General features: G+C 70.0%; 10 protein-coding genes. 7 read left to right on the top strand and 3 right to left on the bottom strand.

Translation table 11 applies throughout. From position 1 onward, the window contains the following. Positions 1-150 precede the first annotated feature (150 nt). The 3 genes from ACYVIP_RS20110 to ACYVIP_RS20100 are packed head-to-tail and all read left to right on the top strand — an operon-like array spanning position 151 to position 2,717. A complete protein-coding gene (locus ACYVIP_RS20110) occupies positions 151-483 on the top strand; it encodes a hypothetical protein (RefSeq protein ID WP_460398496.1) in 333 nt (110 codons plus the stop codon). Beyond that, positions 483-1,520 carry a hypothetical protein gene (locus ACYVIP_RS20105; RefSeq protein ID WP_460398494.1) on the top strand — a complete coding sequence of 346 codons (1,038 nt, stop codon included), beginning with the start codon at positions 483-485 and terminating at the stop codon, positions 1,518-1,520. Before ACYVIP_RS20110 ends, ACYVIP_RS20105 begins: the two co-directional genes overlap by 1 nt. Before the next feature lie 3 nt (positions 1,521-1,523). Beyond that, positions 1,524-2,717 (top strand): outer membrane protein assembly factor BamB family protein, encoded by a 1,194-nt coding sequence (locus ACYVIP_RS20100; protein WP_460398492.1) that lies wholly within the window; start codon positions 1,524-1,526, stop codon positions 2,715-2,717. A gap of 31 nt (positions 2,718-2,748) precedes the next feature. On the opposite strand, the gene ACYVIP_RS20095 is transcribed toward ACYVIP_RS20100, so the two are convergent. Together ACYVIP_RS20095 and ACYVIP_RS20090 are read right to left on the bottom strand one after the other, a co-directional pair. Then, entirely contained in the window at positions 2,749-3,768 is a 1,020-nt protein-coding gene (locus ACYVIP_RS20095) for a LacI family DNA-binding transcriptional regulator (protein ID WP_460398490.1), read from the bottom strand. A gap of 175 nt (positions 3,769-3,943) precedes the next feature. Beyond that, a complete protein-coding gene (locus ACYVIP_RS20090) occupies positions 3,944-4,021 on the bottom strand; it encodes a 50S ribosomal protein bL37 (RefSeq protein WP_460398547.1) in 78 nt (25 codons plus the stop codon). Positions 4,022-4,172: 151 nt separating this feature from the next. Between ACYVIP_RS20090 and ACYVIP_RS20085 the strand changes: the two genes are divergently transcribed. Then, a complete protein-coding gene (locus tag ACYVIP_RS20085; RefSeq protein WP_460398488.1) occupies positions 4,173-8,192 on the top strand; it encodes a S8 family serine peptidase in 4,020 nt (1,339 codons plus the stop codon). Positions 8,193-8,951: 759 nt separating this feature from the next. Here the strand turns inward: ACYVIP_RS20085 and ACYVIP_RS20080 are convergent. Continuing rightward, on the bottom strand, positions 8,952-9,551 hold the full coding sequence (locus tag ACYVIP_RS20080; protein WP_460398486.1) for a cysteine hydrolase family protein: 600 nt from the start codon (positions 9,549-9,551) through the stop codon (positions 8,952-8,954). A gap of 131 nt (positions 9,552-9,682) precedes the next feature. On the opposite strand from ACYVIP_RS20080, the gene ACYVIP_RS20075 reads away from it, so the two are divergent. From ACYVIP_RS20075 to ACYVIP_RS20065, 3 genes are read left to right on the top strand one after another with little or no spacing between them, the layout of a single operon-like run. Beyond that, on the top strand, positions 9,683-11,002 hold the full coding sequence (locus ACYVIP_RS20075; RefSeq protein ID WP_460398484.1) for an extracellular solute-binding protein: 1,320 nt from the start codon (positions 9,683-9,685) through the stop codon (positions 11,000-11,002). A 21-nt stretch (positions 11,003-11,023) separates the two neighbouring features. Then, on the top strand, positions 11,024-11,977 hold the full coding sequence (locus ACYVIP_RS20070) for a carbohydrate ABC transporter permease (RefSeq protein WP_460398482.1): 954 nt from the start codon (positions 11,024-11,026) through the stop codon (positions 11,975-11,977). A 1-nt stretch (position 11,978) separates the two neighbouring features. Beyond that, the gene (locus ACYVIP_RS20065) at positions 11,979-12,869 is read left to right on the top strand and encodes a carbohydrate ABC transporter permease (RefSeq protein WP_460398480.1); all 891 of its coding nucleotides are present in this window, start codon (positions 11,979-11,981) and stop codon (positions 12,867-12,869) included.

Genomic DNA, 12,869 nt, shown 5'->3' with positions numbered 1-12,869 from the left:
AATGTTGTCCTCAAGCGTCCGCGCTCGTCGGCGTCAGAGCCTGCTAAACCGTCCCGAGGTCTCCCGTGCCGCTGCTAGTGTCGGATTTGTCACGTTACGTGAGGAGTCAATGGGGGTGCCATGGCTGGGTACAGCGTGTCTCCTGAGCTAATGCAGGAGGCCAAGAATGCCATCGATGCGGGTGTGGCTCACTACCGTGCGGTCGCAGCGGATTTCGCGAACATGCGGATGGCCATGCGTGACGCAGACGCCTTCGAGGGCGGATACGGCCTCGAAGGTCACTTCCGAGATGGCTTGATGGCGTTCGGGAACGCCTGGATGCGCAAAATCGGTGAGTTAATCGAGGACGAATGGGATTTCGCCACATTTCTCGAAGGATTTTCTACGCGCCTCGAAGGCACGAACAAGCTCTATCAGGATCTGGAAATGCGTAACGCGCGCATGTTCGACGATATTGGCAAACAGTTGAGCGGTGATCACTGATGGCGTCGACGCCGGCCGCGCAGCCTGACCATTTCCTGCTGCAAGGGCTGGATGAGGTGTTTACGGGCGAGGGCGGCAACGCCCCCGCCCTTGCGGGCTGGCTGTCTTATCTGACGCATCCAGAGGAGCACGCCGGGCCCCGGCGAATGTCGCAGTGGTACGGCATGAACGAGGTGCCGGACAGTGTTAAGGAGTTCAAGAGCAAGCCTGGGGCGTTAGAACAACAAAGCGGCATCCACTATGAGGAGAAAGGTTCCATCCTGAGGGGCCTGGACGGGGTGCGGTTCTTCGCGCACGCGCAGGTTCTGTCGGGTCAGCGGCTTGGAAATCGGAATGCTGTCGGTGAACCTGAAGGCGATCTCCTTGGCGACATGTACAGGATGATGGAGACGGTTCGCTACAAGGCGCCGCGGGCGGGCGGATCCGAACGCCAGGACAGCGTCGCCGTGTGGCACAACATCCGGGAGAAGTGCAATCGCCTGTTCCCGAGCGACCCGAGCGTGACGCCAGGCTGGGAAGGCGAGGCGGCGGGGAAGGTCCGGCCAAGGTATGACCAGCTGACCCTCTGGTACGAGCAGTATCGCGACAACGCACTTGCCGAGATGATGGCGCACCTCGGGCGGTTCGCGGCGGTGATTTACACGGCCAGAACCGAACTCAACGAGCTGATGGGGAAGCTCGTTGAAGCGCTCGACGAGTGGGCCACCGCAGAGCCCGTGAACGTGGCATTCTTCCTCGGGGTCTTCGGCGACATCCTCGGCTTCGTACTCAGCCCCGGCATCGCGGCGGGAGTGACGACCTTCTACGGTCTGGTGACGAAGGTCGTCGAGGGCGTGACGAAGGGCGATGCGTCGGCGTTGGGCTACGAGGCGAATGCCGAAGATGGGTGTTACCAGATGTTGGACTCGTTTCTGACAGCTGGTGACCAGATTCTCCGGCAGGCGGTCGGCGCGGTGAACGACATTGTCACGCACAACGAGCACGGGGTGGAGTCGGTGCACGGTGGGAACTGGGCCCCGGTGCCCAGTTGGGGGTGAGTCGTGTCTCAGGTGTCGCGCTGTTTCGTATGTTTGATCATGGTGGCATTGATGGTGTCGGCGTGTACGGGTGACCCCGCGACATCCCCGCCGGATAGTGGGCCCGCGAAATTCGTGGTGTCACCGGAGCCGGTGTGGACCGCTCCGGCGGGCCTGTCCGCCGGTCGGTTACCCGAGCTGCGTGAGGATTCGCTGATCGTCTACGGGGCAGGTGCGGACGCCGGCGGCAACCGGGCGGTGGCGGTGCTGGACATCGCCACCGGGGAGCCGCGGTGGAGCGTGGACAGCCAGATCACGGCCGGGCCGGACAGGGGGCGCCAGGAGAAGGTGGCCGACGCCGGGAACGGTGAGTGGGTCGTGATCGCACCATACGAGTGCGCGGCCTCGACCGACTGCGCTCCCGGGAACGGGATTGTCGCCTTCGATGGAAAGGATGGGCGGACCCGCTGGCGGACACCGCTGGATGCCAACCTTCGCGTCGGGTTCATCGCGGTTGGCGGCGACGTGGCGGTCAGTCTGGTAGGTGCATCGGACGAGAAGCTCGGCGGCTCGCGGGCCGTGGCCACCGACGTCTCCGACGGTTCTGTGCGGTGGGAGTCCGTTGGTGTGTGGCCTCTCTTCGTGGTCGCCGACACCGTGCTCGGCATTGAGACGGATCGCCTGAGGCCACTGGACCCGACGGTGGAATCGGCGTCGACCGTGGTCGGGCTTGACGCGCGGACCGGTGCGCGCAGGTGGGATCTGTCCGATCGGTACCCAAGATCCAACCTCCAGTTGGCACTTGGCGACGTCGCGGTCGTCGGTACCGCGGATGAGCGTGGCGGGAACCAGCGGTCGCGGGTCGTCGATGCTCGGACCGGGAGTGAGCTCGCTGATCTCGGTGAGCCGATGCGCTGCCTCGGCGATCAGCAGAGCCTCGTCGTGTGCGGCCCGGTCACAGGCCGCGACCTCACCCTCTTCGACGTCGACAGTCGCGAGAAAAGCGTTCTGCGTGGCGCGAAGCCCCAGGGCAGTACCGGAATCCTCAGCCCCCAGCGCGGGTACCTGTTCCGAGGAGAGGACGTCATCGACCGTACGGGTGCCGTGGTTTCCGACAAACCGTTGGGGTTCGTGATGGCGATGTCCGACCGGTACCTGGTAACCCGATCCGGCGAAGCCGGCGACGAGATCGCTGGCTACCGGATCGAGAAGCAGTAGCGGGTGTCCCGGGCGAGACCGTGAGTCATGGTCAACTCCGTGGTCCGGTGGACTCGCGGACGACCAGGCGGCAGGGTTGACGGATCACGCCGGAATGCCGCCGGCCGTCCAGTGCGCTGAAGAGGTACTCGACCGCGGTGGTGCCGAGCCGCTCGAGGTTGACGTCCACTGTGGTCAGTGGGGGCCGGCAGTCGGCGGCGAAGATCTCCCAGTTGTCGTACCCGACGATCGCGACGTCGTCGGGTATCCGCCGGCCGAGGTCGGTAAGCGCCTGCACCACCCCGGCGGCCACCTGGTCGCTGCCGCAGAAGATCGCGTCGAGCTGCGGGTTGGCGGTGGCCAGCAGCCGGCCGGCGTGCCGGCCCCAGCCCTGCGACCACTCGCCGTGCAGCGGCTCGCCGCCGACCAGCGGCAGGCCGGCCTCGGCCACCACCGCGCGCAGCGCGGTGGCCCGGTCACGCGCGGCCCGATAGCTGACCGGTCCGGTGATGTGGCCGATGTGCCGCCGGCCGAGTGCGACCAGGTGCTCGGCGGCCAGCCGGGCGCCGCCCTCGTCGTCGGCGAGCAGTGACAGGTCGTCCCGGTCGGTCGACTCGCCGTAGACGTAGACGACCGGGACCGGGATGTCCCTGGTGAGCGAGGTGCGCCGGTCGTTGCTGTCGCCGAGCACGATGAAGCCGTCGACCTGGCGGGCCAGCAGGGTGCGGATGTGGTGCTGGCGGCGGATCGGGTCGCCGCGGGCGTCGCACAGCAGCACCGACATCTCCTCGTTGCCGAGGGCGTTCTCCACCCCGAGCATGATGGGGATGGCGAACCGGCCACCGAGTTCGTCGGTGAGCAGGCCGATTGTCCTGGTGCGTCCCGAGATGAGCCCTTTGGCGAGCGCGTTCGGTTGGAACGACAGCTTTTCCGCGGCCGCGAGCACCCGGGTGCGGGTGGTCGGCGCGACCTCGCCGCGACCGTTGAGCGCTTTGGACGCGGTGGCCACCGAGACGCCGGCGAGCCTGGCGACGTCGGTGAGGGTGACTGACCCGGGACGCTGCCTGGTCACCACACACCTTTTCCTGACGGTTCGCCAACCTCATGGCCCGCCCGCCCACGCCGCTACTGGTGGCTGGACCAGCTGACCTGGCTGATCGGGGACTACGCGCGGCGCAACGGTCTCAGCTCACCATCCAGGGCCACGCCCGCGGCCGGCACCACCTGAGGAGCCGACCGCGAGCGGGTCAGTTGCCGTTGGGGCGCTTGCCGTGGTTCGCGCCCTTCTTGCTGCGGGACTTCCGCTTGGACGTGCGCTTGGACATCAGGGTCCTCCGTACGGCTCGGGATGTGCGGGCCAGCATACCCGCGCGGTGATCGCGGGCGGCTTTGCGCCACGGCGTATTTCCGCGGGATCCCACGAGCCGGCCAGGTGTGAGGCTGGGGCGCAGGCACCAGGCTCCCCGGAGGTTTCGCGTGATCAGATCCATCGCCGTGCTCGCGGGTGCGCTACTCGCCACGGTCGTCGTGCCACCGGCGGCCGTGGCGAGCCCACCGACCACCCCACCCGCGACCGCGCCGACCGGCCATGGCGGCCATGGCGCGGTCAGCGCGACGTTCACGCTGCTGACCGGTGACGTGGTCGAGCTGTGGGTGGCGGCCGACGGCACCCAGCGGGGCGAGGTCGTGCACGACGTCGCCCCGCGCGACGACGTGTCGTTCCAGGAGATCGGCGGCGACCTGCACGCGTTCACCCCCGACGTGGCCCGGCTGGTCGCCGACGACCGGCTGGACCGGGAGCTGTTCAACCTCACCGCGCTGCGCGCCGCCGGCTACGACGACGAGCACCTGGCCGACGTGCCGGTGATCGCCACCTACCGCACGAAGGCCGCGCTCACGGCCCGCGCGCCGACGGGCACCCGACAGGTCCGCGCGTTGCCCAGCGTCGGCGCGCGGGCGCTGAGCGTGCGCAAGGACCAGGCCGAGCGGAGCTGGCCCGGCCTGACCGCCGGCGTGGCGAAGCTGTGGCTGGACGGCAGGGTGACCGCGGCACTGGACCTCAGCGTGCCGGCCATCGGCGCCGACGACGCCTGGCGGGCCGGTCTGGACGGCACCGGGGTGCGGGTCGCGGTGCTGGACACCGGCGTCGACCTGACCCACCCCGACCTGGCCGACCGGATCGCGGTCGCGCGGAGCTTCGTGCCCGGCGCGGACGTCCAGGACGGCGACGGGCACGGCACCCACGTCGCGTCCACCGTGCTCGGCAGCGGGGCGGCCTCGGCCGGCGCGTACACCGGCGTGGCCCCCGGCGCGCGGCTGGTGGTCGGCAAGGTGCTCGACGACACCGGCGCGGGCCAGGACTCGGAGATCATCGCCGGCATGGAATGGGCGGCCGCGCAGGGTGCCAAGGTGATCAACATGAGCCTCGGCGGCGGTCTCAGCAACGGCGCCGACCCGATGTCCCAGGCGGTGAACCGGATCTCGGCGGACACCGGCGCGCTGTTCGTGATCGCGGCCGGGAACAACGGCAACTGGCGCCCGTCCCAGATCAGCACGCCCGGCGCGGCCGATCTGGCGCTCACCGTCGGCAACGTGGTCAAGACCGCGCCGCACGGCTCGAGCGAGAGCTCCAGCGTCGGCCCCCGGACCCAGGACTACGCGATCAAGCCGGAGATCACCGCGCCCGGCACCGACATCGTCGCCGCGCGCAGCGCGACCAGCAGCCGGCCGGCGATCCCGGCCAACCCGAGGTACACGTCCCTGACCGGCACGTCGATGGCGACCCCGCACGTCGCGGGCGCCGCAGCGCTGCTCGCCCAGCAGCACCCGGACTGGACCGGCGCGCGGCTCAAGGACGCCCTGGTCAGCACCGCGACCCCGAACCAGGACAACCCGATCACCTGGCAGGGCGGCGGCATGGTCGACCTGCGACACGCGACCACGGCCCGGCTGGTGTCCACCGGCACGCTCAACCTGGGCGCGATCGAGCCGCCGCACCCGACCACCAGCGGCGAGGTCACCCTGCGCAACCCGGGCACCGAGGTGGTGCACGCGGACCTCACGCTCGACCTGTTCCAGGCCGACCCGACCAGACACCAGCAGTCGCCGTACTCGCCGATGGCCGGCGCGGTCACGATCAGTCCGTCGCGGGTGGACCTCCCGCCCGGCGCCACGGCGACCGTGACGGTGACCGTCGAGTTCGCCACCCTCGACACCGCCTCCTACTACGGCAGGCTGGTGGCCACCGGCACCGGCGGCACCCCGCTCAGCCGGACCGCGGTGAGCTGGACCAAGGAGGTCGAGCGGCACCGCCTGACCGTCCTGGCCAACGATCGCGCGGGCGTCCCGGCGAACACCACCGCGTGGTCCTGGGTGCACCTGGTCAACCTGGAGACCGGGGACTACCACCAGGGCTGGTTCGACCGGGGCGTCGGCGTGTTCGGCGATCTCGGCGCCGACCCGCTGGTGCCGGCCGGCCGGTACGCGGTGCTGGCCAACATCTCCGAGTTCACCGAGGGTGAGCCGTACTCGAAGCTGGCCGAGACCATCGGCGGCGACCCGGAGCTGGTGCTCGACGGGGACAGGACCGTGGTGATCGACGCGCGGCGGGGCGAGCCGGTCCGGTTCGCCACCCCCCGGCCCGGGGTGCCGGTCGACGGGCCGGGCCTGGACCTCGTGGTCAGCCGGGTGGTCGGCGAGCCGGGCTACGAGAAGCTGCGGCTGACCCTCACCTTCAACAGCACCGAGGTCTACCTGCTGCCCACCGGCACTGTCCGCACCGGCACCTTCGCGGCCAGGTTCTCGACCAGGCTGGCCGCCGAGGACCTGACGATGACCCTGGACCGGCGATCGCTCGGGGCGCAGTATCCGTTGGAGGAGTCCTGGGGCGAGTGCATGGCCTTCGACGTCGTCTACTGCGTGCCCACCGTGGCCGCCGGCCGCCACCGGGTCGTCGACGCGGGCACCGGCACACCGGCGGAGCTGGCCGGCGTCGCCGGGAAGGTCGCGTTCGTCCGTGAGGTCGAGGTCGACGCCATCCCTCGGGTCGCCGCGGCGGCCGCGGCGGCGGGCGCGACCGGGGTGGCCTACGGGCTCACCGACACCGGGCCGGCGATCCGGTGGGTCCACCAACGCGCCACGATCCCGGTCGCGGTGCTGCCCAAGGCCGGCGCGGACCGCCTCGCCGCCGCGCTGCGCCGGGGACCGGCGACGATCACCACCGGCGGCGACCGGCCAAGCGGCTATGTCTACGACCTGGAGGAGACCGTGACCGGTCGGCTGCCGGCGGGGATCACCTACCGCTACGACGGCGACGATCTCGCGCGGGTGGACGCGCGGTACCACGCGGACGTCCCCGGCACGGTCTACCGCGAGATGCGCGACAACCGGTACACCCCGTTCCGGGCGCCGTTCCGCCGTACCGAGTACGTCTCGCCCGGGGTGGCGTGGCGGCACTGGACGTTCTTCCCCGCCGGTGACCGCCGGTCCCAGGAGCGCAGCGACACCACCTACGCCGAGGGGGCGCGGGTGACCGAGCGCCACTTCGACGTGCCCGTCGTGCCCCGGGTGACCAAGGGCATCACCACCGTGGTCACGTCCTACTACCAGGCCGTGTCCCTGGCGGCCACGCCGTTCACCACCACGCCGGCGATGTCGTTCGAGTACGCCAGCCCGCCGCCGGGGGCGATCGCGTTCCGGTACCTGCGCGACGGTGAGCTGCTGTGCGCGACCTCGGGCACCTGCCGGCTCGACGCCACCGAGCCCGGCCGGTACCGGGTCGAGCTGGACGCCGAGCAGTGGACGCGGCCGCTGGCCACGAGGTCCAGCACGGTCTGGGAGGCCGACGCCGAGTTCGGGCCGGCCACCGAGGAACTGCCGACGATGAACCTGGCCTACGACGTGCCGGTGGGCATGGACAACGCGGTGCGCGCCGGCTCGGCCTACGAGTTCACCGTGGCCGCGTCCTATGTGCGCACCGGGCCAGGCGGCATCCGGCTGCGGGCGTGGGTCAGCCACGACGGCGGCCGGCGCTGGACCGACCTCGGCCGCCAGGCCGCCGACCGGCACGGGAGCACGGAGTTTCCGGGTGCGCACGCCGAAGAAGGACGCGTCGGCGGTCGCGATCCGGGTGCGGGCCGAGGACCGGGACGGCAACGTCGTCGACCAGACGGTGACCGGCGCCTGGCGGGTCAGCGCGCGCTGAGCTGGCCGGGGGGCGCGGCCGGCGCCGGGCCCCCCAACCAGGCGTTGCGGTGCGCGTGCCAGCCCAGCTGCACCCTGGTGTCGACACTTGCCAGGTCCATCAGTGCCCGGACCTTGCGCTGCACCGACCGGTGCCCGACCCCCAGCCGCAGCGCGATCGCCTGGTCGGTCAGGCCGGCGAGCAGCATGGTGAGCAGCGTCTGGTCCTCCTGGGACAGTGGGGAGCCGTTGGCCGCCGCCTGGTCGTCGTCCAGGGTCAGCGGGACGGCCTGGGACCAGAGCAGGTCGAAGTAGCCGACCAGGGCGTCCAGCAGGGTGCTGCGGTGCACCAGCATCGATCCCGGCGGGCCGGTGTCGGCGTAGACCGCGGACAGCAGCGCGATCCGCCGGTCGACGATGAACAGCTTCATCGGCGCGTTCGGGTGGACCCGCCACTCCTCCTCGCGCGCGAGGTTGGCCGGCATCATCGCGAGCACCCCCGGCACCTCCAGCACGCGCCGGTCGTAGACGGTGCGGTTCGCGCCGGAGACCCGGACCGGGATCGCGCCGCCCTGCTCTGGCGGGATGACCGCGAACGGCGGCGTGACGACCGCGAGGAACTCCTCCCGGGCGTCGCGCACCATCTGTTCGACGCGGTAGCGCAGCGCGGACGGGTCGACCACGACCTCGACGATCTCGGTGACCCCGCGCAGGGCCGAGCCTCGCCGGTAGGTCTCGACGAGGTCCTCGAGCTGGGTCTCGGCGGCGACCAGCTCCTCCTGCTTGCGCAGCAGCAGCGCCCGCACCGCGATGTTGGGCGGCGCGGCCAGGTAGGCGGTGGTGCCCGCGGCCTTGGCGGCCAGCCCGAGCGCGGTCAACGCGGTCAGCGTGGCGGCCGCCTCGCCCTCGGTCAGCCCCAGTGCGGCGCCGACCGCCTCGGCGCCGGCCGACGCCCGGCCGAGCAGGTACCGGTAGACCGCGTCCTCGGTCGGCGTGCACCCCAGCGCTTCGAGCACCTGTCGACACCTCCCCGTCGGGCGGACGATACCCGTGGGGAGGTCCGCTGGCGGCGGGTCAGTCGCCGAGCCTGGCCGCCACCTGGTTGGCCGTCAGGCAACCCGCGGTGGCGAGGTCCAGGTTGGCCAGTGAGGCCGTGTGCGCGTCCTCGGTGGCCGCGGCCACGCAGTCGCTGACCACGTGCACCACGAAGCCGAGGTCGGTGGCGTGCCGGGCGGTCTGCTCGACGGTGAGGTTGGTGGCCACGCCGGTGATCAGCACGGTGTCGACGCCCTGCGCGGTCAGCCGGGCGGCGAGGTCGTTGCCGGCGAGCCCGGACAGCTTCTGGTTGTCCACGATCCGGGCGCCGGCGGCCATCTCCGGGATGAGCCGCGCGCCGGGGGAGTCCGGCAGGAAGGCGTCCTTCGCCTCGCCGACCGCGCGCATGAACCCGGTGTTGCGCACCAGTTCGCCCTCGTCGGCGGGAATGGTGAACCGGGTGAAGAACACCGAGGCGCCGGCCGCCGCGGCGGTGTCGTGGAAGCGCGCCGCGCGCTCGACCACGCCGCTGCGGGCCACCGGTTCGCTGAGCATTCCGCCGAAGAAGCCCGCCGGCTTGATCACGTTGACCTGCCAGTGCAACGCGAGGACGGCGGTGCGGTGTGCGGTGATCGTCATGGCCCAGATCTTGCCCTATCTGATGTTTACGCTCACATAGATAGCTGATAGCAGCCATGATTGCGGAATAACAACGCGGCCGTCATGATGTTAGCGTTCACTTCCGCTCCACCGACGCAAGGAGCCGGACCATGAACGGGCTCAGCCGCCGCGACCTGCTCCGCGCGACCCTGCTTGGCGCCGGCGCCGCCGTCACCGGGTGTTCCTCGGTGGGCGCCGGGCTGCTCAGCACGCCGCCCGACCCGAGAACGGTGGTGTACTGGAACCTGTTCGGCGGCGGCGACGGCGTGCGCATGCAGCAGATGCAGGACGAGTACCGCAAGGCCAATCCGGACCTGGACCTGCAGGCCATCACGCTCGCGTGGGGCAACCCGTACTACACCAAGCTGGCGCTGGCCACCGTCGGCGACTTCCCGCCCGACGTCGCGGCCGCCCACCTGACCAGGATGACCACCCTGGTGCGGGGAAACCTGTTGCAGGAACTGCTGCCCGAGGACCTCGAGCGGCACGGCATGACCGCCGACCGGTTCAACCAGCGGGCCTGGGAGGCCGGCCTGGTCGACGGCAAGATCTACGCGATACCGATCGACACCCACCCGTTCGTCCTGTTCTACAACACCGAGATCTGTGAACAGGCCGGCCTGCTCGACGCCGAGGGCAACCTCCGGCCGATCGTCGGGCCGGACGCGTTCCAGGACGCGCTGGCCAAGGCGAAGGAGGTCACCGGGCAGTACGGCGCGACGCACGGCATCAACTCCGACGTCGCGTCGCCGTGGCGGCTGTTCCAGACCCTGTACGCCCAACTCGGCGGCGAGGTGCTCGCCGACGACGGCACCCGGATCGTGCTCGACGACGCCAAGGCCGCCCAGGTGTTCGACTACCTCCGCACGCTGACCGTCGAGAAAGGACTGATGCCGGGCAGCGTCGACTACCAGGGCGCGATCGCGCTGTTCGCCAGCGGCGCGGCGGGGTTCCATCTCAACGGCGAGTGGGAGATCTCCACCTTCCAGACCGCCGGCATGCCGTTCAGCATGGCGTTGGTACCCAACATCTTCGGCGGTCCGCACGCGGTGCAGGCCGACTCGCACACGCTCGTGCTGCCGGTGCGGCCCGACCAGGACCGCGCCGGTCTGGACCGCGCGCTTGGCTTCGTGCGCTCGATGCTCGACCAGAGCCTCACCTGGGCCGAGGGCGGGCACGTGCCGACCTGGCAACCCGTCGCCACCAGCGACCGGTACGCCAGGCTCGTCCCGCAGTCGCGGTATGCCGAGGCCGCCGACACCGCCGTCTACGACCAGCCTGGCTGGTACTCCGGCTCCGGGTCGAACTTCGAGGTCGTGATGGGCTCGGCCGTCGGCGCTGTCGAGGCGGGCGAACTGTCGGCGGCGGCCGCGATCGCGCAGATCCGGTCGAAGCTGTCCGAACTCGCCAGAACCGCGTCCCCGGTGTGACCCTCAATGAGGAGGTTGGCCGTGGCCAGCACCGAAACCACCGAACCGGCCATGGTCGGCGACCGGCGAACCGATCCGCGCCAGCGGCCCCGGGAGCGCCTGCTCGCCGGGCACGGGCGGCCAGCGGTGTTGTTCCTCGCGCCGTTCATCGGACTGTATCTGCTGTTCACCGTCGGCCCGGCGATCTACGGCCTGGTGATGAGCTTCTTCCACACCAGCATGGTCTTCCCGGGGCTCGGTGAGTTCGCCGGTCTCGCCAACTACGCGGAAGCCCTTACCAGCAGCGACTTCTGGTCGGCGCTGTGGCACACGCTCTGGTTCACCATCCTCACCACGCCGCCGCTGGTGGCACTCGGCCTGGTGTTCGCGTTGCTCGCCGAGCGGGCCGGCCGGTCGCGGTGGTTCTTCCGGCTCGCGTTCTTCCTGCCCTATGTTCTGCCGTCGTCGGTCGTCGCGCTGATCTGGATCTGGATGTACACCCCGGCACTCGGGCTGCTCAGCCGCGCGGTGACCTCGCTCGGCCTGCCGGAGCCGAACTGGTTGGGCGATCCCGACTTCGCGATGGTGTCGCTGGCCATCACCACGGTGTGGTGGACGCTCGGGTTCAACTTCGTGCTCTATCTCGCCGGGCTGCAGGAGATCCCGAGGGAGCTGTACGAGGCGTCGGCGATCGACGGCGCCGGGCCGTGGCAGCAGATCCGGCTGATCACCGTGCCGCTGCTGGCCAGGACGACCTCGCTTGTCGTTGTGCTGCAGGTGATCGCGTCGCTGAAGGTGTTCGACCAGATGTACATCATGACCCAGGGCGGGCCGAACTTCGCCACCCGCTCGGTGCTGCAGTACGTCTTCGACGTCGGGTTCACCGACTTCCGCAGTGGTTACGCCGCCGCCGCGTCCACGCTGTTCTTCGTGGTGATCCTCGCGGTGTCCACCATCTGGCTGGTCATGACCCGCCGCCAGGAACCGGAGCTGTGACATGAGCATCCTTGCCTACCAGGACGTTCGGCAGCCGAGCGCGGCCGACGCGCAACGGAATGTCGCCGCGGCGGACAGACGCACCCGGTTGTTCAACCGGTGTTGTACCGGGGTACTGATCGCGTTCGCGATCCTGTGGCTGGTGCCGTTGGCCTGGGCGGTGGACACCTCGCTCAAACCCAACGGCGAGACCACGAATCCGACCTGGGCCATCGAGAATCCGACGTTCGCTTCGTTTCGCGCGCTGCTCGCCCAGGGAGACATTCTCAGCTGGTACGCGGCGAGCTTCATCACCTCGGCGCTCGCGGCGGCCGGCACGGTGCTCACCGCGAGCCTGGCCGCCTACGCGTTGTCCCGGCTGCGGTTCCGGTTCCGCTGGCTGGTGTTCTGGTTCATCCTGGTGGGCATCATGATCCCCAGCCAGGTGCTGATCGTGCCCCGGTTCCGGGAACTGGGCAGCATCAACATGTTGAACACCTACTGGGCGGTGATCCTGCCGCAGATCCCGATCGCGATCGCGGTGTTGGTGTTCAAGCAGTTCTTCGACGGGATCCCCAAGGACCTCGACGAGGCGGCGCGGATCGACGGTGCCGGGTTCTTCCGTACCTACCGGCAGATCGTGTTGCCGCTGGCCCGTCCCGCGGTGTCCGCGGTGGCCATCTTCAGTTTCGTCTGGACGTGGAACGACCTGCTGTGGCCGTTGCTGGCGCTGAGCAATCCGGAGATCATGACAATCCCGGTCGGGCTGGCTACCGTGCAGGGGACCTACGGGATCCGTTACGCCGACACGATGGCCTCGGCCGTCCTCGGCGCACTGCCACTGGTGCTGGTGTTCCTGCTGTTCCAGCGCCGCATCGTGGAAGGTATCGCCGGCACCGGGCTGAAGGGATAG

The sequence above is a fragment of the Actinophytocola sediminis genome, assembly GCF_054779715.1.
Note: the sequence above shows the minus strand (reverse complement) of the source record. Positions and strands in the feature narration are given on the sequence as shown.

Coding starts and splice junctions, on each gene's coding strand:
- ACYVIP_RS20105 (WP_460398494.1), top strand. CDS start 483: ATGGCGTCGACGCCGGCCGCGCAGCCTGACCATTTCCTGCTGCAAGGG.
- ACYVIP_RS20080 (WP_460398486.1), bottom strand. CDS start 9,551: ATGACGATCACCGCACACCGCACCGCCGTCCTCGCGTTGCACTGGCAG.
- ACYVIP_RS20110 (WP_460398496.1), top strand. CDS start 151: ATGCAGGAGGCCAAGAATGCCATCGATGCGGGTGTGGCTCACTACCGT.
- ACYVIP_RS20065 (WP_460398480.1), top strand. CDS start 11,979: ATGAGCATCCTTGCCTACCAGGACGTTCGGCAGCCGAGCGCGGCCGAC.
- ACYVIP_RS20075 (WP_460398484.1), top strand. CDS start 9,683: ATGAACGGGCTCAGCCGCCGCGACCTGCTCCGCGCGACCCTGCTTGGC.
- ACYVIP_RS20090 (WP_460398547.1), bottom strand. CDS start 4,021: ATGTCCAAGCGCACGTCCAAGCGGAAGTCCCGCAGCAAGAAGGGCGCG.